The organism is Oceanivirga miroungae (assembly GCF_902505095.1).
GTDB classification, from domain to species: Bacteria; Fusobacteriota; Fusobacteriia; order Fusobacteriales; family Leptotrichiaceae; genus Oceanivirga; species Oceanivirga miroungae.
Map to the genome: position 1 here is coordinate 620818 of NZ_CABWIB010000001.1, position 25585 is coordinate 646402.

Genomic DNA, 25585 nt, shown 5'->3' on the forward strand with positions numbered 1-25585 from the left:
AGTGCAAAAAAAAGTATATAAGGTAGAAAATATGTCATGTGCAAGTTGTGTTAATATTATAGAAACAACTTTAGAAAAAAAAGGATACAAAGCAAAAGTGAACTTAATATCTGAAAAAATGGTAGTATATCTAGAAAACGAAGATAAAGAATTAAAAAGTATTATGAGTAAAATAGGATATGATATAAAAGATTCAAAGGATAATGAAGAGCCAAAAAAAGAAGTGCCAATACTAAAACTATTAACTCTTTTTATATTCATGATAGTTATAATGTTAAAAATTCCAATTTCATTTAAGTTGATAATTTCAAGTATAAGTATATTTTTGTGTAGAGAAATTTTAATAGATGGATATAAAAAAACAGTAAGTTTGAAATTTAATATGTATTCTTTAATTTTAATAGGAGTTATGTCAGCATATTTATATAGCATAGTTATGATGTATAATTCTAGATTTGATAGACTATATTTTGATGGAATTTCTGTTATCTTATTTGTTATAAGTTTAGGTAATCAGATTGAAGCGAAATTAAAGAAAAATACAAAAGAAAGTATAGAAAAAATAACACAGTTACTACCAAGTCACTGTAATATATTGGTAAATAATGAAATAATAAAAATAGAAACTAAAAATCTAAAAGTAGATGATATACTAGTTGTAAAAGAAGGTGAAGTTGTAGCTTCAGATGGAATAGTGGTAAGTGGTATAGCATTAGTAAATGAAAGCTCTATTACAGGAGAAAGTAAAGATATTGAAAAAATAAAAGACGATAATATAATAGGAAGTAGTGTAATAACTAAAGGGCAAGTAAATGTAAAAATTAAAAGTGTTGGTGAAAATACAGTAGTATCTAAAATAGCTAGTATGATGGAAATGACTCAACTTATAAAACCTAATATAGCAAGATTTGCAGATAAAGTTGCTATGTATTTTGTGCCAGGAGTCTTAATTATAGCTACAATAACTGGAGTTTTATGGTATTTACTTACAAAGGATTTAGAAAAAGCATTTAATAATTTTGCAAGTGTAATACTAATATCATGTCCTTGTTCAATTGGACTTGCCACACCTGCTTCGATTTCACTAGGAGGATTATTGCTATCTAAAAGACATATTTTGATAAAAAATCCAGAAGCTTTGGAAATCGGGTATAAAATAACAGATGTAGTTATGGATAAAACTGGTACATTAACTAATGGAACTCCAGTAGTTAGCGATATTATGCTAGATAAAAACTACTACAATGATATATATAGCATAGAAAAGTATATAGAACATCCAATATCTAACGCAATCTGTAATTATTTAGAAGCTAAGACTAATATAACTTTTAGTGAGAAAAAAGTTAGAAATTTTCAGGGTTTAGGAGTATTTTCTGAATCATATTTAATTGGAAATAGAAATCTTATGACAAGAAGAAATATTGATGTTAGTAAATATGAAAAAGAGTATGAAAAGTTTTCAAATCAAGGTAAAACCTTCATATTTATAGCAAAAGATAAAGATTTAATAGGTTATATAACTATAATAGACGATATAAAAGATAGTAGCCTTGAATTTATAACATACCTTAAAAATAACAATATGAAAGCATATATGTTAACTGGTGATAATAAAATGACAGCAAGATATATTGCTGATAAATTAGGCATAAAAGAACTTAGTGCAGAGGTATTACCTTATGAAAAAGTAGAATTTATTGAAAAAGTAAAAACACATGATAATTTTGTTGCCATGGTAGGAGATGGCGTAAATGATGCAGCTGCATTAAAGGCTTCTGATATAGGATTTTGTGTATCTAATGCATCTGATATTAGTTTAAAAGCAGCCGATGTTATATTGCTAAAAAATGATTTAAATGATATAATTAAATTCAAAAATATAAGTTACATAACAATGAAAAATATTAAAGAAAATCTATTTTTTGGATTTATATACAATGTATTTGGTATTGTTATTGCAACAGGGGTATTAGGTATAGAATTAACTCCGACAATAGCTTCAATTTGTATGGTATGTAGTTCAATATCAGTATTATTAAATTCAATAAGATTAAAATTATACAAGGGGGATTAATGAAAGAGATTAAAGATAAAATCTTAATTATAGACTATGGTTCACAGTACAGCCAATTAATTGCAAGAAGAATAAGAGAATTAGAAGTATATTGTGAAATTACAGGGGATACAAGTATTGAAAATATCGACGAAAGTGTAAAAGGTATAATATTTTCGGGTGGACCTGCATCTGTTTATGAAAAGGATGCTCCTAGTATAGATAAAAAAGTGTTCGATCTTAATATACCTATTTTAGGTATATGTTATGGAATGCAATTGATAACACATTTAAATGAAGGTACTGTAGAAAAATCAGATAAAAGAGAATTCGGACCAGCAGTATTAGAAATATTAGAAGATAATATATTATTTGATTCTATTCCTAAAAATACTAATGTATGGATGAGTCATGGCGATCACATTACAAAAATGGGTAAAGGATTTAGAAAAATAGCAGGAACTAGTTCATCTAATGCTGCAATAGCTAATGATAATAATGTATATGCACTGCAATTTCACCCAGAAGTATCACATTCAGAATATGGAATGAAAATGATAGAAAACTTTGTATTTAAAGTTTGTAAAATGGAAAAAAACTGGATAATGAAAGACTTTATAGAAGAAAAAGTGAAAGAAATAAAAGAGAAAACAAAAGGAGAAAAAGTTTTACTTGGACTATCTGGTGGAGTTGATTCGTCAGTTGCTGCAGCTTTAATCAATAAAGCAATATCAAAAGATTTAGTTTGTGTATTTGTTGATACTGGACTTTTAAGAAAAGATGAAGCTAAAAAAGTAAAAAAACAATATGAAGAATTAAATGGATTAAATATAGTATATGTTGATGCTAAAAAAAGATTTTTAGATAAGCTAAAAGGTGTAAAAGATCCAGAAGCTAAAAGAAAAATAATAGGTCGTGAATTTATAGAAGTATTTAATGAAGAAGCTAAAAAATTAAAAGAAGATAAGGAAATAAAATTCTTAGCACAAGGTACAATTTATCCAGATGTTATAGAATCAGTTTCAGTAAAAGGACCTTCACATACAATAAAATCACATCATAATGTTGGTGGATTACCAGAAGATTTAAAATTTGAGATAATAGAGCCTCTAAGAGAATTATTTAAAGACGAAGTTAGAAAATTAGGTTATAGATTAGGTTTATCAAAAGAAATAGTAGGAAGACATCCATTCCCAGGGCCTGGTTTAGGTATTAGAGTAATAGAAGAAGTGACAGAAGAAAAAGTAAGACTATTACAAGAAGCAGATGAAATATTCATAGAAGAATTAATAAAAAATGATTTATATGATAAAGTATCACAAGCTTTTGTTACAATATTACCGGTAAAAACAGTTGGAGTTATGGGAGATGTTAGAACATACGAATATGTTGTTTCATTAAGATCAGTTAATACTATTGATTTTATGACAGCAAAATGGTCTAGATTACCATATGAATTATTAGAAACAGTAGCAACTAGAATAACAAATGAAGTAAGAGGAGTTAATAGAGTTGTATATGATATTACCTCTAAGCCATCTGGGACTATAGAGTGGGAATAATAAAAAACGCTATAAAATGAGTGTAAAATCAAGTTGAGGGAAGAACAATAATATCCACCCTGTATTTAATATAGAGTGGATTTTTATATAAATATATTGTTTTATTGAAAATAAAAATTTTAGGTGTTATAATTTTATTAAAGATACTGTAAAAGGAGGAGGATTAATATTAATAAATTAAAAAAATATTTAGATTTTTTTAATTATAAAAGACCATTAGAATCTAATATAATAGAGAAAATAGAAGATCATTTAAAAACAGATTATATTTATAATTCCAATGCAATTGAAGGTAATACATTAACTTATAATGAAACAAAAGTAATTTTAGAATATGGAGTTACAGTAAAAGGGAAATCTTTAAATGAACATTTAGAAGTTAAAGGACAAGAATATGCATTAAATTTTTTAAAAGAAATTATTAAAGAAAATGAAGAAATGAATATTAAAATTATAAAAGATTTTCACCATTTAATATTAGCTCCTAATAATATTGAGATTGCAGGTATCTTTAAAAAAACACCTAATTTTATAGGTGGTTCAGAAACTAAAACTGTATCTCCTTTTGAAGTTGAAAATGAACTTAATAAATTAATAAAAAAATATAAAGAATCTGATGAAGATATAATATCTAAGGTTTCAAAATTTCATGCAGATTTTGAAAAAATCCACCCTTTTGTTGATGGTAATGGAAGGACAGGAAGACTACTTATGAATATGGAATTGATGAAAAATGGTTATCCAATATGTATTATTGAAAATAAGGATAGATTAGAATATTATAATAGTTTAGAGTTAGCACAAACTAAAAATGATTATAGTAAAATTATTTCTTTTATAGAAAAAAATTTAGAAAATACTTTTGAAATGTACTTTAATCATATAAGCAATGATTGGAAAAAAGAGTTTAAAGAATGGGAAAATTTAAATGAAAAAAAACTAATATAAGTAAATGGACAAGTAAAGATAAAGAAGAAAAAGATAGATGAAAATATTCCACCCTATATTTAATATAGAGTGGAATTTTTTATAAAAAAATATTATATAAATATAGTGTTTTATTGAAAATAAAGAATATATATGATAAAATTAATTTATGAATTGAGGTGATAAATATGGAAGATAAATTTAATATGACAAAAGAGCAAAATATATTTTTAGCAAAAAAAGAAATCAAAGAAAATATATATAATGCATTAAAATTAGAAGGTTCTAATGCAACATTTTTACAAACAAAAAAGATTTTAGAAGGAATTAATGATAGTGAGGTATCTTTAGATGATATACAAATTATATTAAATCTTAAAAATGCTTGGAAATATGTTTTAGAAAATCTTGATAAAGATATAAATTTAGAATTTATTTGTCAGATAAATTCAAGAGTTTCTAAAAATGAAAGCCTTGATCCAGGAATAATTCGTTATGGTAGTGTTGGAGTAACTTTAAAAAACAAAGAAAGATATATTCCAGAAATACCAGATATACAAAAAGTTAGTGAAGAAATTAAAGAAATTAATTTAATAAAAAATCCTACTGAAAAAGCACTTAAATATTATTTATATGGAATGAGAAGTCAATTATTTTGGGATGGAAATAAAAGAACAAGTAATTTAGTAGCTAATTCAATTTTAATAAGAGAAGGTAAAGGAATAATTAGTGTTAATATTGATAAGCTTGATGAATTTCAGACAAAATTATCAAAGTTTTATAAATCTAATAATTATGATGATTTAACAAATTTTATATATAATAATGCTATTAAAGGCTTGAATATAGATAAAGATCTTGAAAAGAAACATAAGTCTTTTTTTATAAAAGAAGAGTTGGAAAGATAATATTTAGTGGCTACTTAATGGCACACATTAAATTTAAGAAGCTATATTTTATTAGGATTTTATGAATTGTGAATAATGGAGTGGGAGTAGCTAAAAACAGGCTCTAAAGCCTTATAAATAGCCATTTTATGAGTGTTGTGCTTGCAAAATGCTTGCAGATTTTAGAAATGAGTCACCTGAAGAATAATTCTTTGGGTGATTTTTTTGTATTTAGAAATGCTATAGGGAGAGTGCTGTAAAAAGTCTGTAATTTTCCATTAAAATTTTTGAAAAATTACAATTTATAAATGATAAAATAAGAATACCCAATAATGATAATTTAAGATTCCCCAGTTAGAATAAATTTGATATATTATTCATGAGGTGATATGCATGAATGAAATATATATAAATTCTAACTTAATTAATACACTAGATGATTTAAGAGCTTTATCTAGTATATATTTAAAAGGAGGATTGAAAAATTTGAATATTAGTAAGATAGCAAGAAAGCTAGGACATGATAGAAAAACAATTAGAAAAGCTTTAAAAGGGAACATTCCTAAGACTACAAGAAAAAGAAATAAATATGTTGATTCTTATCGAGATAGAATAATTAAATTATTACAAGATGATAAAAGAAAATTTGAATATTATCAACATATATATAACTACATGGTAAGAGAATATAGCATAGAATGTACTTATGCCACTCTTAAAAACTACATCATTAATGATGAGGAATTAAATAAACTTTTTAATAAAAGAAATAATACAAATAGTTTTACTGAAAGGTTTGAGACAGAAGCAGGTCAACAGGCACAATTTGATTTAAAAGAAAGAATGAAATTAATCGATACAAATGGAAATGAAATGATTGTAAACGTAGCTACCTTAACTTTAGGGTTTAGTAGATACAATGTTAGAAAGATAGTACTAGATACTTCTTATGAGACTGTTATTAATTTCTTAGCTGAAGCATTTGAAGAATTAGAAGGAGTACCTAGTGAATTAGTTATAGATAATATAAAATGCTTAGTTGATAAACCTAGAACTAAAAATAAAGAAGCATTAATAAATCCTAAATTTGAGGAATTTGCTAAAAATTATGGATTTAAAGTAAAACCGTGTATGCCATATAGGCCACAAACAAAAGGTAAAACTGAAACACAAAACAAAGTACCATCACAACTTTACAATTACAATACTGAATATATTGATATTTGCAGTGTTAATGATAAATTAGAAATAATAAATAAAGAGGATAATGAAAAGATTTCTCAAGCAACACATTTGCCACCAGTATTTCTTTTAAAAAGGGAAAAAGAAAAATTACAAAAATTACCAAGTCAAGAAATTAGAAAAGGATATTACATTAAATTAAAAGAAGTTATTGTTAGTAACGAGTCATTAGTATCCTATCTTAACTGTAAATATTCTGTCCCTAAAGAATATATTGGTAAATTAGTAGGAAGAACTATTAAAAACAACAAACTTCTAATTTATTATAACAAAAAAATAATAACATTGCACGAAATTTCAAAAAAAGTATTAAATATTAAAGATTCACACGATTTAAAATATGATAAAAATTTATCACCTAAAACAGAAGACAATAGTATAATTATTGAAGAAATGGAGAATATTAAATATGATAACGATTAATGATGTTTTAGAAAAATTAAAATACTTAAAATTAAATTCAGCATACAACCATTTAAAAGAATTAAATCTAGCAAGCGAAATAAGCCAAGAAGAGCTTAATGGGATAAATAAGGTGATAAGTAATGAAGTTGAAGCTAAAGAGCAAAATAATAGGTTATACAACGTGAAAGTAGCAGCATTTCCTTTTGTAAAAACAATAGAGGATTATGACTTTAGATTTCAGCCCTCAATAAAGGAAGAAAATATAAAGAATATAATTAATTCTGGATTCTATGAAGAAGCTAGCAATATACTCTTCATAGGCAATCCAGGAACAGGGAAAACACATTTATCTATAGCTATAGGGTATGAGGTAGCAATTAAAAGAAATAGTGTATATTTCATTAATTAATCTATTACTAAAAGCATATCAAGAAGGATTATTAGAAAAGAAAATAAGGCACTATTTTAAATATAAATTACTAATAATAGATGAGATTGGTTTTAACGAAATATCACCATTAGAAGCAAAATTATTCTTTCAATTAATAGATTTAAGATATGAAAAAAGATCAACTATTATTACAAGTAATATTAGTTTTGAAAAATGGGCAGAAATATTAGGGAAAGACGAAATGATAACTAAAGCAATATTAGATAGATTATTGCACCATTCATATTTATTTAATATTACAGGACCATCATATAGAATAAAAGATAAATTGAAAATTAAACATAAAAGTGAGGAATCTTAAATTTTAAAAAGTGGGGAATTTTAAATTGACATTTATAAGTCTGCATATTTGTAAAAAAAATAAAATAAAAATAGAGAGAACGCTATATTTAAGTGTCTAAATATGGTATAATATTTTAAAATAGATTTGCGTTCTCATAGAAAGCGAGGAAATTTAATGAAAGCTAATTATAAAAAACTATGGCATATATTACTTGATAGAGATATGAAGAAGAAAGAGTTAGCAGAGCTTGCGGGGGTCAGCACATACACAATCAATAAGCTTAATAAAAATGAGAATGTCACTGTGGAAGTCCTTGGGAAGATTTGCAAGGCTTTGAATTGTACATTAGACGATATTATGGAATTTGAAGAGGATGGTGAATAAATAATGGCTAAAAAAAATAACGCAAATATAGGTTTTGAAAAGCAAATTTGGGATGCAGCTTGTGTTCTCTGGGGGCATATTCCTGCTGCTGAGTACAGAAAAGTAATTGTTGGACTTATTTTTCTTCGTTATATATCCAGTGCATTTGAAAAACGTTACGAAGAACTTTTAAAAGAAGGCGATGGTTTTGAGAATGATAGAGATGCATATGCAGAAGAAAACATTTTCTTTGTGCCGGAGGAGGCTCGTTGGAGTAAGATTTCGACTGCTGCACATACACCTGAAATTGGTACAGTAATTGATGACGCCATGAGAGCGATTGAAAAAGAAAATACGAGTTTAAAAAATGTTTTACCTAAGAATTATGCAAGCCCAGATTTAGATAAAAGAGTACTTGGTGAAGTTGTTGATTTATTTACAAACGAAGTAAAAATGGATGGAACTGATGCAAGTAAAGATTTATTAGGTAGGACATATGAGTATTGTATTGCTCAGTTTGCTGCCTATGAAGGAACAAAGGGCGGTGAATTTTATACGCCTTCAAGTATTGTAAAAACAATTGTTGCCATATTGAAACCGTTCAATAATTGCCGAGTGTATGATCCATGTATGGGTAGTGGCGGTATGTTTGTACAAAGTGAAAAATTTGTACAGGCTCATAGCAACAATCGAGGGAATATTTCCGTTTATGGACAGGAATCCAATGCAGATACATGGAAGATGGCTAAAATGAATATGGCAATAAGAGGAATTGATGCGAATTTCGGCTCTTATCATGCCGATACATTTTTTAATGACATCCATAAAACATTAAAGTCGGATTTCATTATGGCAAATCCACCCTTTAACCTTTCTAATTGGGGAGCGGATAAATTAAAAGATGATGTAAGGTGGAAATATGGAATGCCACCATCAGGAAATGCAAACTATGCGTGGATACAGCATATGATACATCATTTGGCACCAAATGGTAAAATTGGCTTAGTGCTTGCGAATGGAGCCTTATCCTCTCAATCTTCCGGAGAAGGAGAAATCAGGAGAAAGATCATAGAAGATGATCTCGTTGAAGGGATTGTAGCTTTGCCGACACAGCTATTTTATAGCGTTACCATTCCTGTAACCTTGTGGTTCATTACCAAAAATAAAAAACAAAAAGGAAAGACACTATTTATTGATGCCAGAAAAATGGGATATATGGTAGATAGAAAACATAGAGACTTTACAGAAGGTTTGCAAGAAGATGGAAGTCTTGGAGATATTGATTTATTAGCTAAGACCTTTGAAGATTTCCAAAACGGAATACTGGAAGAGAAAAAAGGATTTACGGCTATTGCTACCATAGAAGATATTGCAAAACAAGATTATATCTTAACTCCGGGGAGATATGTGGGTATTGAAGAGCAGGAAGATGACGGAGAGCCGTTTGAAGAAAAGATGACAAGATTGACTTCGGAGCTTTCGGATATGTTTAAAAAGTCCCATGAATTAGAAGAGGAGATACGCAAGAAATTGGGGGCGATTGGATATGAAATCTGAATGGGAAATAAAAAAATTATCAAAGATTGCAAATTTTAATCCTCGCGAGTCGTTGCCAAAAGGAAGAATTGCTAAAAAAATTGGAATGGATAAATTACAACCATTTTGTAGAGATATTTCATCATATGACAATGAACCTTTTACAGGCGGGACTAAATTTCGTAATGGTGATACCATTATGGCAAGAATAACTCCATGCTTAGAAAACGGAAAAACTGCTAAGGTTAATATTCTTAATGAAGATGAAATTGGATTTGGCTCTACTGAATATATTGTATTTCGTGCAAAAGAAGGATTTGATGAAGATTACCTTTATTATTTAGTATGTAGTTCAATTGTAAGAGTGCCAGCAATTAAATCAATGGTTGGTTCATCTGGTAGACAGCGAGTACAAATAGATGTAGTGAAGAACTTAGATATTAAGATTCCTCCCATTGAAGAACAAAGAGTAATAAGTGGAATTTTGCGAGATTTAGATGATAAAATAAGGCTTAACAATGAAATAAACAATAATTTAGTGGCTTAAAGGTCGATGTTGGAGATATCAAGTTCGCCGGACATTAGCTTCGGTAATAGAGTGTCACGAGTTGTAGCCAATCGCTGATTTTCATCTTTGTTGTGACCTATCATTTTAAAAATCGGAGTTGCTATGGATGTATAATTGCGAACTTTATCAAAATTTAGATCACATATTGGCATTGAAGATACATGTTGAGGGTAAATATGTGGTTGTGCGGAACCTGTTTGAGCATCATAGATTTCTTTTTGTCGTTTTTTGAGGAGTACATACCAAAAATAAACATCGTCTGTCATAGAACTATCAATAAAAGACGAGTCGGATGACCAAATTGGTATATTCCATAAGCTAACATATCCCGCATTTGCACCTGAAGCAGATATAGCAAGCACAGGAGCAACAGTATTAGCTACATTATGATAAGTTGATGGTTCTAAACCGCCAGCAACAACTGGAACATTTCCGAATACGGCATTTTTTGATAGTAATCCTTTGCCTCTTTTAGGCGTTATGGTATCTCCGATAGTATTTTCTCCATTTGATATACTCGGAAACATGTTATCAAAAATTGCTTGAGCTTGTTGCTCTAAATTATTGTTTAGCATATAACATACCCATAACTTCTGTGGGTGGCAGAAGTTAATATCAGGGGACTTCCGCCCCATAGTCGTTAAATAAAGGAGGATGGACTGTGAAACAGGATTTAATCAAAGATGTTGTTCAAGAAATGTTGCCATATTTGAACAATGCACAAAACGAAAAGCTACAAGAGGTTTTGCAATATACCCTTGTAAATTATGATGTAACAGAAAACAAACAACAAGAGAAAATTTCGGAACAGAACTTTGTAGAATTGTTCTTATCGGCAAAACATATAGAGGGTTGCTCCGAAAAATCTCTTAAATACTATAAGGCTACTATTAACACTATGCTTGATGAACTCAAAAAAGATGTCAAACACATAGTTACAGATGATATAAGAGGATATCTGACAGAATATCAGGAAAAGAAAAATTCAAGCAAAGTTACAATAGATAATATCCGCCGTATTTTATCAAGCTTCTTCTCTTGGTTAGAGGATGAGGACTACATACTAAAAAGTCCGGTACGACGTATACATAAAGTAAAAACAGGTACAAATATAAAGGAAACATACTCTGATGAGGCATTAGAGCTTATGAGAGATAATTGTACAGAACTGAGAGATTTAGCAATAATAGATATGCTTGCTTCAACCGGTATGCGTGTGGGCGAAATGGTACTATTAAACCGAAATGATATTGATTTTAACGAGAGAGAATGTATCGTGTTCGGTAAAGGGAGTAAAGAAAGAGTTGTATATTTTGATGCAAGAACAAAGATTCATTTGCAGAATTATCTTAACAGTAGAATAGATGATAATCCTGCATTATTTGTGTCGTTGAAATCTCCATACAAAAGATTGAAAATCGGCGGTATCGAAGTTCGTCTGCGTGAATTTGGGAAAAAGTTAGGATTGCAAAAGGTACATCCACATAAGTTCAGACGTACTCTTGCAACGATGGCAATAGATAAAGGAATGCCCATTGAGCAATTGCAGCAGCTTTTAGGGCATAGAAAGATAGATACGACATTGCAGTATGCAATGGTAAAACAAAGTAATGTGAAAATTGCGCATAGAAAATATATTGGATAGAGAGGAAAATGGATATGGCTGAACAATTCACAACATTAAGTGCGCTAACGATAGACGGAAAAGGTTCATATGGAATTGGTGCAAGAGCAGTTCCTTTCTCGAAAGATTTATACACCTATTTGAGAATTACGGATATTAAAGACGATGGAACACTAAATCTACAGGATTTGAAATCGGTTGATGATGAGAAAGCTTCGGAATATCTTTTAAAACCGAATGATATTGTGTTTGCAAGAACGGGAGCAAGCACTGGAAGAAATTATTTTTATGATGGAACGGATGGAGAATTTGTATATGCAGGATTTCTCATTAAGTTCAGCATTGATGAGAAAAAAGTAAATCCCAAATACATAAAGTATTTTTGTCAGTCTAAACAGTATAAGGACTGGATTAACTCGTTTAATACAGGTAGCACTCGCGGAAACATAAATGCTCAAACGCTTGGCAAAATGCCAATTCCTCTTATTGAACGAAAGATACAGGATATTTTAGTAAGTGTTCTTTCGAGTATAGATGAAAAAATCAAAAAGAATAATGAGATAAACAATAATTTAGAGCAACAAGCTTCGGCATTATTTAAGTCTTGGTTTGTTGACTTTGAACCTTTTGGATATGCTATGCCTTCCAATTGGGAAGTAGCTACATTAGATACTATAGCTGATTTTCAAAACGGATATGCATTCAAGAGTAAAGACCTACTTAGTAAACCAGCACCAAACACATATAAAGTATTCAAACAAGGTCATATTAGTCGTGGCGGTGGCTTCATTTCTGATGGCACAAAGAGTTGGTATCCTAAATCATCAGCAACATCTTTGGGCAAATTTATACTTCGCAAAGGTGATATTCTAATGGCTATGACTGATATGAAAGATAATGTTGCTATTTTGGGAAACACAGCTATTATGCCTGTTGACAATGAATATATTGTTAATCAGCGTGTAGGACATTTGAGAGCAAATAACTACAAAGGAATTACTTATCCATATATTTACCTGCTTACAAATAACAAAAATTTCTTAACTGATTTGCGTAGCAGAGCTAATAGCGGTGTTCAGGTAAACCTTTCTTCTGCTGAAATAAAATTATCCGAAATAGTAATAGCTACAGAGAAGATTAACAAGGCGTTCTCAGATATTGTAATGCCTATGTGTGAACGAATAATTCAAAATCAACTTGAAAATCAACGCTTAGCAGTATTACGAGACACACTTATTCCTAAACTAATGTCCGGTGAGCTTGATGTCTCTAACATCGACCTCTAAGCCGCTAAATTATTGTTTATATTACAGAAGGAGTCATAAATATGGAAGAAATAATATTTAATAAAGATGAAAATGAAAACTATGGAATAGAGATAACTTCTGTAAGTTCTTTTATTGATGAAGTAAATAAGTTAAAAGATGATTTGTACGGGAGTAACGAGGAATTATTTTTCAGGGGGCAAAAGACGGATTTCTGGGATGTTATTCCAAGCATTTTTAGAGACAATTTTTTAAGTGTAGAACATACATTAATGCAAGTACCTCTATTAAAAGCACCATATGAATTTATTTCTATAAATAATGATTTTGAAATCATGACGAAATACTAGCATTATGGAATGTGCACAAGACTGTTAGATTTAACTACTAATCCATTAGTTGCTCTATACTTTGCTTGTGAAGAATATGGTAAGGTGTGTTATAAAGGAATTGAAGATGAAGAGGATACTAAAACACAAGAAGCAAACGGTGTAATATTTTTTAATAAGAAATACTCTGTATCTACAAATGAAATAAATATAAAAGTCATATCCTCTTTATCTCAGATAGATTTGTCAAATGATAATACTCTTGAGTCCATATTGAGAAAACTTACAGAACGCCAAGCTATATCAAAAGAGTTAGAAGAAAGATGGAAATCAAAAGAATATTACGAAGAATTTATAAATATTATTCAGAATAATTATATTGTTACCCCGCCATACAACAATGAAAGATTATCAAGACAATGCGGAATGTTTTTATTGGCAGGATGCTTTAATTTTGTTTATACCGAATCTATTAGTCAGTCCGGTATAGAAAAAGGATATAAAGATTTACGAGATGAATTTGATAGAAAGTTTTTCTATATTTCAGGAGAAAACAAGAAGGCGATATTGGAGGAATTAGACACATATAATATAAATGAGGCTACTTTATTTCCTGAATTAGAGCACCAGTTAAGTTATATAAAAAACAAAAAGAATGCTAAAACAAAGGCTTCATCAGAATTTATAAAGTTTGATTCTAATGATATAAAAACACAAATAATAAAATCAGATATTGAAATAAGTGAAAACATAATAAAAAATAAAAACTTTAAGGACACTGTGTTTAAAACTTTAAGCGAAAAATATAATTTCGATATACAAAAAATATGGGTATTAGTGGAAGATTGGGTTTCAATAATTGATTGGTATAGACAAGAGTCTGTAATAAGTAGATTTAAAGTGGGTGTTCAAAGAGTATTACTGGAAAATGGATTTAATAAAGAAGAAGCAAAGATTGAGTCCGAATATATCAGTGATAAAATTGTAGATATAGCGAGCATAGTATCAGAGAGGAGTGAAAAATAGTGTCAAGTTTTTTCGTAGAAGCAGATTATGAAAATTCAATAATTGAATTATTTCAGAATGATTTGGGATATGAGTACACATATGGTCCGGATATTGAAAGAGACTTTTATAGCCCACTATATGAAGATGTTCTGATTGAATCTCTATATCGTTTGAATAGAAGTTTACCTGATGATGCAATTCAGGAAGCGTTATACAAACTCAAAAACTTTGAAAACGGAGAGCTTGTGCAGAAGAATTCAATTTTTATGGACTATCTACAAAATGGTATTCCGGTAAGATATTTTGTGGAAGGAGAAGAGCGATCCTCTATCGTCTATCTTGTGGATTATAAAAATTCTGATAATAACTCTTTTATCATTGCTAATCAGTGGACTTTTATTGAAAACAGTAACAAACGTCCGGATATTATTCTCTTCTTGAATGGTTTGCCTGTCGTGTTAGTTGAGCTTAAATCTCCTTCTCGTGAAGAAACGGATGCTTCCGAAGCGTATAGACAGCTCCGTAATTATATGCAGGAAATTCCATCTATGTTTGTTTATAATGCTATCTGTGTTATGAGTGATCAGTTGACATCCAAAGCGGGGACAATTACTTCCGGTGAAGACCGCTTTATGGAGTGGAAAACAAAGGATGGGAATTACGAAAATACACAGTATGCTCAGTTTGACACTTTCTTTGAGGGAATGTTTCAAAAAGAAAGACTGCTTGATATTATCAAGAACTTTATTTGCTTTTCAAATGATGGGATTAATACATTTAAAATTCTTGCCGGATACCACCAATATTTTGCGGTAAGAAAAGCGATTGAATCTACAAAGCACGCTACAATCACCGATGGTAAGGGTGGTGTTTTTTGGCATACTCAAGGAAGCGGTAAATCACTTTCGATGGTGTTCTATGCTCATTTATTGCAGGAAGCATTAGATAGTCCTACTATTGTTGTGCTTACTGACAGAAATGACCTTGATGACCAACTTTACAGTCAGTTTGCAAAGTGTAAGGACTTTTTAAGACAAGAACCGTTACAAGCAGAAAGTAGAGAAAATCTCAAAACTTTGCTTGCCGGCAGACAGGCAAACGGCATAATCTTTACTACCATGCAGAAATTTGAAGAGTCTGACGAGCCTTTGTCTGAACGCCATAATATTATAGTTATGGCTGATGAAGCTCATAGAGGACAATATGGACTTGCTGAAAAGATTAAGATTACAAAAAATGAAGATGGTGAGGAAGTGGCAAAGCGTGTTATTGGCACAGCAAGAATTATTCGTAATACGCTTCCAAACGCTACATATATTGGTTTTACCGGGACGCCTATTTCAGCTAAAGACCGCAGTACCCGTGAAGTATTTGGTGATTATATTGATATATATGATATGACGCAAGCGGTTGAAGATGGAGCAACTCGTCCTGTGTATTATGAAAGTCGTGTCATTAAGTTAAACCTTGATGAAGCTACTTTGAAATTAATTGATGCAGAGTATGATTTAATGGCTCTTAATGCCGATGAAGAAGTTATTGAAAAGAGCAAAAGAGAGCTTGGTCAGATGGAATCAGTGCTTGGAAATGATAACACTATAAATTCCCTTGTTTGTGACATTATTGACCACTATGAAAATAATAGAGAGAATCTGCTTACCGGTAAGGCGATGATTGTTGCGTATTCTCGTCCTATTGCTATGAAGATTTATAAGAGAATATTAGATCTTCGTCCGGGTTGGACTGAAAAAGTAGCTGTTATTATGACTTCCGGCAATAATGACCCGGAAGAATGGCGACAGATTATTGGTAATAAACACCATAAGAATGAGCTTGCAAAGAAATTCAAAGATAACAGTAGTCCGATGAAGATTGCGATTGTTGTTGATATGTGGCTGACAGGGTTTGATGTTCCGTCTCTTGCCACTATGTATGTATATAAACCTATGTCCGGACACAATCTTATGCAAGCAATTGCTCGTGTAAACCGTGTATTCCGTGATAAAGAAGGTGGGCTTGTTGTTGACTATGTTGGAATCGCTACGGCTTTGAAACAGGCAATGAACGACTATACTTCTCGTGACAAAAAGAACTATGGCGATACAGATGTTGCAAAGGTTGCATATCCGAAGTTCTTAGAGAAGTTGTCTGTATGCCGTGATAAATTCCACGGATATGATTATTCTAAATTCCAAAATGGCACAGACCTTGAGAGAGCAAAAACTATCAGTGGTGCTGTGAATTTTATAATAAGTAGAGAAAAAGTCGATGATAAAGATTCTTTCGTAAAAGAAGCCCTTATGCTTCATCAGGCTCTTTCCTTATGTTCATCTTTGGTTGATGAAAACGGTAGATTTGAAGCAGCTTTCTTTGAAGCTGTTCGAGTTCTCGTTCTTAGACTTACCAATACCGGTGTTGGTAAAAAAATTTCCTTGCCGGAAATGAATGCAAGGATAAATGAACTTTTGAAACAGAGTATTAAAAGTGATGGGGTAATAAATCTGTTTTCAGACATCAAAGAGGAGTTCTCTTTGTTTGACCCGAAGTTCCTTCAAGAAGTTGCTAATATGAAGGAAAAAAATCTTGCCGTTGAACTTTTGAAAAAGTTGATTTCAGAACAAGTTTCTATCTATCGCAGAACGAATATGGTTAAATCTGAAAAGTTCAGCGAGATTATGCAGCGTTCCCTTAATGCTTATTTAAATGGTATGTTGACCAATGAGGAAGTTATTGAAGAAATGCTCAAACTAGCAAAACAAATTGCAGCGTCACATCAAGAAGGAGATAAATTAGGACTAACTGCTGATGAGCTTGCCTTCTATGACGCATTAACAAAACCACAGGCAATTAAAGATTTTTACGAAAATGAAGAGCTGATTGCAATAACAAAAGAGTTAGCAGATACACTTCGAAAAAATAAAACTATTGATTGGCAGAAGCGTGAATCGGCAAGAGCAAAAATGCGTATGCTTATAAAAAAACTTTTGAAAAAACATAAATATCCGCCTGAAGGAATGGATGATGCCGTTCAAACTGTTATGACACAGTGTGAACTTTGGACTGATAATTTAAGCTTTGATGAAAAACATGATGTTTATCAATATACGAACCAAACAGAAGAAATTTTGCCCTTGGTCGCAGAAGATAGAGAGAAATATAATTGAATAAACTGGTTGTCGATATATTTATTTATAAAAATCGCGAACATGAAGTAAAATACGATTTTGCTGTAGTAAGCAAAATCGATGAAGATAGATTGATATACGAGTCTATTAAAGCAAACTGTTTATGAATAGAAAATCAGAAAATTGAAGTACTTTTGAAGTATTTTGTCTAAAAAACACATATAAAAATGATGAAAATATAGAATATATGCAAATAAGAACCTTGCAAATGCTTATTTTATAATGGGTAGTAGTCTTTATATGAAGAGTGGGAATAATAAAAAACGCTATAAAATGAGTGTAAAATCAAGTTGAGGGAAGAACAATAATATCCACCCTGTATTTAATATAGAGTGGATTTTTATATAAATATATTGTTTTATTGAAAATAAAAATTTTAGGTGTTATAATTTTATTAAAGATACTGTAAAAGGAGGAGGATTAATATTAATAAATTAAAAAAATATTTAGATTTTTTTAATTATAAAAGACCATTAGAATCTAATATAATAGAGAAAATAGAAGATCATTTAAAAACAGATTATATTTATAATTCCAATGCAATTGAAGGTAATACATTAACTTATAATGAAACAAAAGTAATTTTAGAATATGGAGTTACAGTAAAAGGGAAATCTTTAAATGAACATTTAGAAGTTAAAGGACAAGAATATGCATTAAATTTTTTAAAAGAAATTATTAAAGAAAATGAAGAAATGAATATTAAAATTATAAAAGATTTTCACCATTTAATATTAGCTCCTAATAATATTGAGATTGCAGGTATCTTTAAAAAAACACCTAATTTTATAGGTGGTTCAGAAACTAAAACTGTATCTCCTTTTGAAGTTGAAAATGAACTTAATAAATTAATAAAAAAATATAAAGAATCTGATGAAGATATAATATCTAAGGTTTCAAAATTTCATGCAGATTTTGAAAAAATCCACCCTTTTGTTGATGGTAATGGAAGGACAGGAAGACTACTTATGAATATGGAATTGATGAAAAATGGTTATCCAATATGTATTATTGAAAATAAGGATAGATTAGAATATTATAATAGTTTAGAGTTAGCACAAACTAAAAATGATTATAGTAAAATTATTTCTTTTATAGAAAAAAATTTAGAAAATACTTTTGAAATGTACTTTAATCATATAAGCAATGATTGGAAAAAAGAGTTTAAAGAATGGGAAAATTTAAATGAAAAAAAACTAATATAAGTAAATGGACAAGTAAAGATAAAGATATTCCACCCTGTATTTAATATAGACTAGCTTTTTTATATAAATATATTGTTTTATTGAAAACAAAGAATGTATATGCTAGATGTGATGAATATGGAAGATAAGTTTATATTTTTAGCAAAAAAAAATAAAAGAAAACATATATAATGCATTAAAATTAGAAGGTTCTAATGCAACATTTTCACAAACAGGAATTAATGATAGTGAAGTATCTTTAGATGATATACAAAAAGTTAGTGAAGAAATTAAAGAAATTAATTTAATAAAAAATCCTACTGAAAAAGCACTTAAATATTATTTGTATGGAATGAAAAGTCAATTATTTTGGGATGGAAATCAATTTTAATAAGAGTAGGTAGATGAATTTTAAACAAAATTATCAAAGTTTAAAAAATAAGGGGATAAAATGGGAAATATAAATAATAATGCTATTGTAAATAAACAGTATGAAAAATCTAATAATTTAGATATAAGAATTAATTTACATAATAAATATTCTACAAATAAGCAAGGATTTAATAATTGGATTGCTTCAAATTATGATATAAAACCTGGAATGAAAATTTTAGAATTAGGTTGTGGTACTGGGATTTTATGGAAAAATAATATTGAACTTTTAAATGAATGTGAAAAGGTTGTATTTACTGACTTATCAGAAGGAATGCTAGAAGTTATAAAAAATAATATTGGAGAAAAAGAGAGCTTTTTCTTTGAAAAAGTAGATGCACAAAATCTCCCTTATTCTGATGGTGAATTTGATGTAATAATTGCAAATATGATGCTTTACCATATACCTGATTTAGATAAGGCTTTGTCAGAAATAAAAAGAGTATTAAAAGCAGATGGAAAATTTTATTCAGCTACATTTGGTGAGAATGGTGTTGCAAGTGAAATTAATAAGATGTTAAATGTAATAGATGATACAAATTATGTCTTTACATTGCAAAACGGCCGTATTTCTTTAGAAAAATTTTTCAGTAATGTTGTAAAACTTGAATATATAGATGGATTAGACATAGGTGATAAAAAAGATTTAGTAGACTATATTTTATCTTTTAAAGACTTTAATAAGTGGAATAAATTTTCAAAAAATGAATTACTAGATATAATTTCTAAATATGAAGTTGATGGAAAAATATACATAAAAAAAGAATATGGAATGTTTGTGTCAAGTAGATTAGAAATTAAATAACAAAAATGTTGCATAAAGTACACGATTTATTTTTTGCAACTATATGTAGTATGTGTTATAATATAATGTATAAAAAGTCCATTTTTATGGAATAAGGAGAAATAAAAATGAAATTTAACTACAATGGATTATGGAAGTTGTTGATAGATAAGAATATGAAGAAGAAGGATTTAATAGATGAGACAGGAATATCACCAACAACGATATCAAAAATGGTTCGAGGTGATGCGGTATCTCTTTCTGTAATTGGGAAAATTTGTGAAGAATTAGGTGCAGATGTAGGAGATTTGATTTGTATTGAAAAAGGCATAGAGGAAGATAAATAAATGGCATTTACAATTGATGTAGATGAGGAGAAATGGAGCAAAAAAGTTCTGGAAACTCTCCTTATTGATAGGACTACGAATAGAAATATTATCTGGGGAACAGATGACTATGAGATATTAGGTAAAGAGTACTATTCTCACTATCCTATTCTTTTTAGTCTTATTACTGGTGATAATTCAAATGTTATTCAACCTAGAATACTAAAGACTAAGGAAAATCAAGGAAATAGAACAAAGGAAAAAGCAGAGGTGTTTACACCTAGCTGGGTTTGTAATGCTCAAAATAATTTGGTTGATAATGCATGGTTTGAAAAAACTTCTGTTTTTAATGTAGAAAGTGGAAAATCATGGATTGCAACAAAAGATAAAATAGAATTTCCACATAAAAAGAACAAAACATGGCAAAAATATGTTGATGAAAGAAGACTTGAAATCACTTGTGGAGAAGCACCTTATTTAGTGAGTAGATATGATACTGTAACGGGAAAGCCTATAGATTTATATGAACGAATCGGTATTTTAGATAGGAAAATGAGAGTAGTAAATGAAAATGCTATTAGTGAAGATGAATGGCTTAAATGGTCAGAAAGAGCATTTCAAAGTGTTTATGGTTTTGAGTTTCAAGGGGACAGCCTGCTTATAGCGAGAGAAAATTTACTCATTTCGTATTGTGACTATATGCAAGAAAGACTTAAAAGGGAACCGGAAGAGAAAGAGCTTTTAAGGATAGCCAATATAGTCTCGTGGAATCTATGGCAGATGGATGGTCTAACATATACTATTCCATATAGAGAACCGACTGAACCAAACAAACAGATGACACTATTTGATTTTATGAAGAAAGAAGAAAATGCGTTGTGTATTATAAAAGATTGGCGAGCAAGAAAAAATATTACTTTCCAAGACTTGCTAAATAAAGAGGATGATGCAAATGAAGGAAAATAAGATTGAAGCTATAGATATACTGGATAGGATTATTATTGGTCGTGTAGACCCTCATATCTACGCATTTACTACAAATACAGTACCAAATTATTTAAAGGTTGGCGATACATACAGACCAGTATCAAAAAGATTAAACGAATGGAGAGAATTTTTTCCGGAGCTTGAAAAACAATATGAGAATAAAGCCATAATTGATGAAGAAACTTATTTTAGAGATTATGCCATTCATCAATATCTTGAAAATGATTTAAATAAGAAAAGATTAAAGCCAGATGATTTAAAAGATGGCATTTATTACAGTAGAGAATTTTTTAAAGAGACTCAAATACTGGATATTGAAAATGCTATTGAAGATATAAAGGAAAATTATCAAGCTAACTCAAGTAAGTATGAATATTATAGTTCTGAAAATAGATTACCTCAGACATATCATTATCAAAGAGGTGTAAATTGGGACTTAAGACCAAATCAAGAAGCTGCTGTAAATAGTTTTATACAGGCGGTGAAAAATGGACGTACAAATCTACTAATGTATGCAGTTATGCGTTTTGGAAAATCTTTTACTTCACTTTGTTGTGCTTTAGAAATGAAAGCTCAAACTGTCTTAGTTGTGTCAGCTAAAGCAGATGTTAAGGATGAATGGAAAAAAACGGTAGAAAGTGCAGGTAACTTTTCAGCGTATGTTTTTATAGAATCATCTGATTTGTTGGCTAATGAGAATGTAATATCTGAGAAGCATTCCGAAGGAAAGAAAATGGTTATTTTCCTTACCTTGCAAGATCTTCAAGGGGATAACATTAAGGATAAACATAAGGAGCTTTTTGGAGAACAAATAGACCTACTTATCGTTGATGAAACACATTTTGGTGCAAGAGCAGAATCTTTTGGAAAGATTTTAAAGAACGCGGGTTATGATAAGGCGGATGAAAAGAACATCAGTAAACTTGAAGATGAAAATATAGATTTAGTTGAAGCAGATGTTGAAATAAAAAAAATCAATGCAAAAATTAGATTGCATTTATCAGGAACGCCCTATCGTATTTTGATGGGAAGTGAATTTGAAAAAGAGGATATTATCTCTTTTGTTCAGTTCTCAGATATTGTGAAAGAGCAAGAAGAGTGGGATAGGAAACATCTTAACAATGATGATGTGAATGAATGGGACAATCCATATTATGGCTTCCCACAGATGGTTCGTTTTGCTTTTAATCCAAACAAATCTTCTCGAAAAAAAATGGAAGCTTTGAGGAAAAGTGGGGTTAGTTTTGCTTTTTCAAAATTATTTGAACCAATTTCCATAAAAAAAGATACGAATCATCAAGGACATAAGAAGTTTATAAATGAGCATGAAATTCTTGATTTGCTTAAGGTAATTGATGGAAGCAAAGAAGATGAAGAGCTATTAGGGTTCTTAGACTACGACAAAAATCAAAGAAGGTAAGATGTGTAGACACATGGTTATGGTTTTACCTTATTGTGCTTCTTGCGATGCAATGGAAGAGCTTATTAGTACAAATAAAGGTGCATTTAAGAACTTAGGTGAATATGAAATCATAAACATTTCAGGTGTTGATGCAAGAAAAGAATATAGTAAGCCCGACGATATTAAAAGAAAGATTAAAGAGTGTGAAGAAAACAATCAAAAAACACTAACATTAACTGTAAATCGAATGCTAACAGGTTCTACTGTAGAACAATGGGATACCATGCTTTATTTTAAAGATACAGCTTCCCCACAAGAATATGATCAATCTATTTTCAGATTACAAAATCAGTATATTAGAACATTGTCGAGTGAAAATGGATTTATAAAAGAAAACTTAAAACCACAAACTTTGCTAGTTGATTTTGATCCAAATCGTCTATTTAGAATGCAGGAACAAAAATCTCTTATCTACAATGTAAATGCAAAAGAAAATGGAAATAATAAGCTGAAAGAAAGAATCGTAGAGGAACTTCGTATTTCTCCGATTATTATGATGAATCATAATAAAATTAAACAGGTAGATGCAACAAATATTTTGGAGGCAGTAAGTGAGTATAATAATCAAAGAAGCGTTTCAGATGAAGTGGTTGATATACCTGTTGATTTATCACTTTTAAATGATGCTGATATACGAAAGGTTATAGAAGCTCAAGCTGAATTTAATTCAAAACAAGGATTGATAATAGAACCAAATCAAGGTGATGGTGATGATTTTGATATAGAAGAGCAGGCAGATGAGAAGGAAGTAAATGAAAATAAAGAAGATAAGTCAAGTGAGAATTATTCTGAAACAAAAACAGATGATGAAGTTAAAAAGCTGGAAAGTCAGATTAAGACATATTATCAAATACTACTTTTTTATTCTTTCTTAACAAAGGATAAGGTGTCTTCCTTAGATGATATTTTGAATACACTTGAAAAATATGATAACCAAAGAATTGCAAAAAACCTATATTTGGACAAAGGTGTATTGCAAAAGATTAGTGATAGGATGGATCCGTTTAAGAGAAGCAGTTTGGATTATAAAATTCAAAATATCTCTAGGCTTGCATCAGATGAAAGTGTTGCTCCTATTGATAGAGCGATGATTTCAATTAAAAAATTCAATAGAATGTCAGAATCTGAGGTTATTACTCTCTCAAAAGTGTGTGATGAGATGGTTGCTTTATTACCAGAGGAAGGCTTAATAGAAATCGTTGATAAGCAAGATAAGTTACTTGATATTGCTAGTAAATCAGGAGAATATGCTGTGTCTTTATATAAAAGGTTAACATTTGAGCTTGGATATTCTCATGAAGATGTAAGAGATATAATTTACTCAATACCTACATCATCTATAGCATACGAATTTACAATAAGATTTTACGAAATATTGAACTTGAATACAGATAATATAGCAAGTAGGTTTAATGCATATGATTTAATTGAAGTGAAAGATGAAAATGGAGAAGTAGACAACACAAAAATTAATAACTTGCTTAAACAAGATAAAACATTTAGTGAAATTACTTTAAAAGATGAGATAAAGGTAGGTGATAGGAAGGTGAGATTTGGAGCTATAATTGGCAATCCACCATACCAAATTAGTGATGGAGGAGCACAAGCAAGTGCAAAACCTATATATCAAAATTTTGTATTGATAGGAAAGAAACTTGCATCTGATTATACATGTTTTATTACTCCTACAAGATGGTTTGCTGGAGGTAAGGGGTTGGATGAATTTAGAAATCAGATGCTTAATGATAATACTATAAAAGAACTGCATGATTTTTTAACTCCAGAAGATGTATTTCCAAATACAAATAATAGAGGTGGGGTTTGTTACTTTATAAATGATGAAAATAAAATAGACTCGGAAGTGAAAGTTGTTACTCATAAAGATAATCAAGTAGTTTCTAAAGTTAGAAGAAGATTGCTTATCGATGGTGTAGATATATTCATTAGGGATTCAATAGCGATACAAATAATAAAGAAAATTTTTAATGATTGTTACGATGAAAATTTTTCCTCAATGGTATCTTCGAGAAAGCCATTCGGAATAGAATCGAATATAATTAAAACTGATATATTTAAGCAAAGTAGTGATGAATTAAATGAACCTATAATTTGTATTGGGAAAAACAAGTGTAAAGGATTTATTGAAAAAGAACATATTAAATCACATAAAGAATGGATAGATAGATGGAAAGTTTATGTTCCGAGAGCAAATAACATAGGTACAGAATTAAATGATGACAATCTAAATTCTTTTATAGGAGAACCTAATAGTATTTGTACTGAAGCATATATTGCCGTTGGCTCGGGAAAGATAAATGACAAGAGTTCTGCAATGAATGTTAGCAAGTATTTAACAACAAAATTTGTAAGATTTTTGCATAGACAAGCAAAGGCGAGCCAAGATGCTTCTAGCAAAACATATAAATTTATACCAATAGAAAATTTTACTAATGAATCGGATATTGATTGGTCAAAATCCATAAATGAAATAGATGAGCAGTTGTTTGATAAGTATGGGCTGTCAATAGAAGAAAAAGAACATATAAGATCTTCAATAAAGGATATGTAGAGATGAGAAAAATGAAATGTTAAATAGAGATAAAGACTGTCAAGTAAAAGTAATTTTGTCGCAAAAATTTAATTTTATTAGCCCTGTTTTTTAAGCAGGGCTTTCATCTGTTTTAGAATTAATTTTGTTTAAATAAGCTTGATAACTAGC

The 25585-nt window shown here is 29.8% G+C and carries 20 protein-coding genes and 1 pseudogene; 20 read left to right on the plus strand and 1 reads right to left on the minus strand.

Annotation, left to right across the window (positions count from 1 at the left end):
- Position 1: 1 nt before the first annotated feature.
- From OMES3154_RS03170 to OMES3154_RS03210, 9 genes and pseudogenes are all read left to right on the plus strand, one after another.
- Positions 2-2077: a heavy metal translocating P-type ATPase gene (locus OMES3154_RS03170; RefSeq protein WP_156683357.1), complete on the plus strand. Its 2076-nt coding sequence runs from the start codon at positions 2-4 to the stop codon at positions 2075-2077.
- Positions 2077-3618: a glutamine-hydrolyzing GMP synthase gene (gene guaA, locus OMES3154_RS03175; RefSeq protein ID WP_156683358.1), complete on the plus strand. Its 1542-nt coding sequence runs from the start codon at positions 2077-2079 to the stop codon at positions 3616-3618. The genes OMES3154_RS03170 and guaA overlap by 1 nt, the downstream gene beginning before the upstream one ends.
- Positions 3619-4056: 438 nt before the next feature.
- Entirely contained in the window at positions 4057-4566 is a 510-nt protein-coding gene (locus tag OMES3154_RS03180; RefSeq protein WP_231679259.1) for a Fic family protein, read from the plus strand.
- A 167-nt stretch (positions 4567-4733) separates the two neighbouring features.
- Positions 4734-5453, plus strand: a complete 720-nt coding sequence (locus OMES3154_RS03185; RefSeq protein WP_156683360.1) for a Fic family protein — start codon at positions 4734-4736, stop codon at positions 5451-5453.
- A 372-nt stretch (positions 5454-5825) separates the two neighbouring features.
- Positions 5826-7097 carry an IS21 family transposase gene (gene istA / locus OMES3154_RS03190; RefSeq protein WP_156683045.1) on the plus strand — a complete coding sequence of 424 codons (1272 nt, stop codon included), beginning with the start codon at positions 5826-5828 and terminating at the stop codon, positions 7095-7097.
- Positions 7084-7831 (plus strand): annotated as a pseudogene (gene istB / locus OMES3154_RS06650) (IS21-like element helper ATPase IstB). Before istA ends, istB begins: the two are co-directional and overlap by 14 nt.
- Before the next feature lie 156 nt (positions 7832-7987).
- Positions 7988-8197, plus strand: coding sequence for a helix-turn-helix domain-containing protein (locus OMES3154_RS03200; RefSeq protein ID WP_156683361.1), 210 nt, complete (start codon positions 7988-7990; stop codon positions 8195-8197).
- A 3-nt stretch (positions 8198-8200) separates the two neighbouring features.
- The gene (locus OMES3154_RS03205) at positions 8201-9733 is read left to right on the plus strand and encodes a type I restriction-modification system subunit M (RefSeq protein WP_156683362.1); all 1533 of its coding nucleotides are present in this window, start codon (positions 8201-8203) and stop codon (positions 9731-9733) included.
- The gene (locus tag OMES3154_RS03210) at positions 9723-10259 is read left to right on the plus strand and encodes a restriction endonuclease subunit S (protein WP_156683363.1); all 537 of its coding nucleotides are present in this window, start codon (positions 9723-9725) and stop codon (positions 10257-10259) included. Before OMES3154_RS03205 ends, OMES3154_RS03210 begins: the two co-directional genes overlap by 11 nt.
- Here OMES3154_RS03210 and OMES3154_RS03215 read toward each other — a convergent pair.
- On the minus strand, positions 10256-10855 hold the full coding sequence (locus OMES3154_RS03215) for a restriction endonuclease subunit S (RefSeq protein WP_197271480.1): 600 nt from the start codon (positions 10853-10855) through the stop codon (positions 10256-10258). The genes OMES3154_RS03210 and OMES3154_RS03215 overlap by 4 nt on opposite strands.
- Positions 10856-10941: 86 nt before the next feature.
- On the opposite strand from OMES3154_RS03215, the gene xerA reads away from it, so the two are divergent.
- From xerA to OMES3154_RS06440, 11 genes are all read left to right on the plus strand, one after another.
- Complete coding sequence (gene xerA, locus OMES3154_RS03220) at positions 10942-11925, plus strand: site-specific tyrosine recombinase/integron integrase (RefSeq protein WP_156683364.1); 984 nt, start codon at positions 10942-10944, stop codon at positions 11923-11925.
- A gap of 8 nt (positions 11926-11933) precedes the next feature.
- Positions 11934-13190 (plus strand): restriction endonuclease subunit S, encoded by a 1257-nt coding sequence (locus OMES3154_RS03225; protein WP_197271481.1) that lies wholly within the window; start codon positions 11934-11936, stop codon positions 13188-13190.
- Between the two features lie 41 nt (positions 13191-13231).
- On the plus strand, positions 13232-13519 hold the full coding sequence (locus OMES3154_RS03230) for a hypothetical protein (protein ID WP_156683365.1): 288 nt from the start codon (positions 13232-13234) through the stop codon (positions 13517-13519).
- A gap of 9 nt (positions 13520-13528) precedes the next feature.
- Positions 13529-14524, plus strand: a complete 996-nt coding sequence (locus OMES3154_RS03235) for an FRG domain-containing protein (protein WP_156683366.1) — start codon at positions 13529-13531, stop codon at positions 14522-14524.
- Complete coding sequence (locus tag OMES3154_RS03240; protein WP_156683367.1) at positions 14524-17670, plus strand: type I restriction endonuclease subunit R; 3147 nt, start codon at positions 14524-14526, stop codon at positions 17668-17670. Before OMES3154_RS03235 ends, OMES3154_RS03240 begins: the two co-directional genes overlap by 1 nt.
- Positions 17671-18386: 716 nt before the next feature.
- On the plus strand, positions 18387-18896 hold the full coding sequence (locus OMES3154_RS03245) for a Fic family protein (RefSeq protein WP_231679259.1): 510 nt from the start codon (positions 18387-18389) through the stop codon (positions 18894-18896).
- A gap of 430 nt (positions 18897-19326) precedes the next feature.
- Complete coding sequence (locus tag OMES3154_RS03250) at positions 19327-20112, plus strand: class I SAM-dependent methyltransferase (RefSeq protein WP_156683368.1); 786 nt, start codon at positions 19327-19329, stop codon at positions 20110-20112.
- 107 nt (positions 20113-20219) lie between these two features.
- Positions 20220-20438, plus strand: coding sequence for a helix-turn-helix domain-containing protein (locus OMES3154_RS03255; protein WP_156683369.1), 219 nt, complete (start codon positions 20220-20222; stop codon positions 20436-20438).
- Complete coding sequence (locus OMES3154_RS03260; protein ID WP_156683370.1) at positions 20439-21383, plus strand: restriction endonuclease subunit M; 945 nt, start codon at positions 20439-20441, stop codon at positions 21381-21383.
- On the plus strand, positions 21370-22824 hold the full coding sequence (locus OMES3154_RS06435) for a DEAD/DEAH box helicase family protein (RefSeq protein WP_197271482.1): 1455 nt from the start codon (positions 21370-21372) through the stop codon (positions 22822-22824). Before OMES3154_RS03260 ends, OMES3154_RS06435 begins: the two co-directional genes overlap by 14 nt.
- 1 nt (position 22825) lies before the next feature.
- Positions 22826-25435 (plus strand): Eco57I restriction-modification methylase domain-containing protein, encoded by a 2610-nt coding sequence (locus OMES3154_RS06440; protein WP_197271483.1) that lies wholly within the window; start codon positions 22826-22828, stop codon positions 25433-25435.
- Positions 25436-25585 lie beyond the last annotated feature (150 nt).

What these genes read in the sequence shown, in the direction of transcription:
- guaA (WP_156683358.1), top strand. Translation starts at nt 2,077, where the DNA reads ATGAAAGAGATTAAAGATAAAATCTTAATTATAGACTATGGTTCACAG.
- OMES3154_RS03215 (WP_197271480.1), bottom strand. Translation starts at nt 10,855, where the DNA reads ATGCTAAACAATAATTTAGAGCAACAAGCTCAAGCAATTTTTGATAAC.
- OMES3154_RS03180 (WP_231679259.1), top strand. Translation starts at nt 4,057, where the DNA reads ATGAATATTAAAATTATAAAAGATTTTCACCATTTAATATTAGCTCCT.
- OMES3154_RS06440 (WP_197271483.1), top strand. Translation starts at nt 22,826, where the DNA reads ATGTGTAGACACATGGTTATGGTTTTACCTTATTGTGCTTCTTGCGAT.
- OMES3154_RS03230 (WP_156683365.1), top strand. Translation starts at nt 13,232, where the DNA reads ATGGAAGAAATAATATTTAATAAAGATGAAAATGAAAACTATGGAATA.
- OMES3154_RS03185 (WP_156683360.1), top strand. Translation starts at nt 4,734, where the DNA reads ATGGAAGATAAATTTAATATGACAAAAGAGCAAAATATATTTTTAGCA.
- OMES3154_RS03235 (WP_156683366.1), top strand. Translation starts at nt 13,529, where the DNA reads ATGTGCACAAGACTGTTAGATTTAACTACTAATCCATTAGTTGCTCTA.
- istA (WP_156683045.1), top strand. Translation starts at nt 5,826, where the DNA reads ATGAATGAAATATATATAAATTCTAACTTAATTAATACACTAGATGAT.
- OMES3154_RS03210 (WP_156683363.1), top strand. Translation starts at nt 9,723, where the DNA reads ATGAAATCTGAATGGGAAATAAAAAAATTATCAAAGATTGCAAATTTT.
- OMES3154_RS03255 (WP_156683369.1), top strand. Translation starts at nt 20,220, where the DNA reads ATGAAATTTAACTACAATGGATTATGGAAGTTGTTGATAGATAAGAAT.
- OMES3154_RS03225 (WP_197271481.1), top strand. Translation starts at nt 11,934, where the DNA reads ATGGATATGGCTGAACAATTCACAACATTAAGTGCGCTAACGATAGAC.
- OMES3154_RS03205 (WP_156683362.1), top strand. Translation starts at nt 8,201, where the DNA reads ATGGCTAAAAAAAATAACGCAAATATAGGTTTTGAAAAGCAAATTTGG.
- OMES3154_RS03200 (WP_156683361.1), top strand. Translation starts at nt 7,988, where the DNA reads ATGAAAGCTAATTATAAAAAACTATGGCATATATTACTTGATAGAGAT.
- OMES3154_RS03260 (WP_156683370.1), top strand. Translation starts at nt 20,439, where the DNA reads ATGGCATTTACAATTGATGTAGATGAGGAGAAATGGAGCAAAAAAGTT.
- OMES3154_RS06435 (WP_197271482.1), top strand. Translation starts at nt 21,370, where the DNA reads ATGAAGGAAAATAAGATTGAAGCTATAGATATACTGGATAGGATTATT.
- OMES3154_RS03250 (WP_156683368.1), top strand. Translation starts at nt 19,327, where the DNA reads ATGGGAAATATAAATAATAATGCTATTGTAAATAAACAGTATGAAAAA.
- OMES3154_RS03245 (WP_231679259.1), top strand. Translation starts at nt 18,387, where the DNA reads ATGAATATTAAAATTATAAAAGATTTTCACCATTTAATATTAGCTCCT.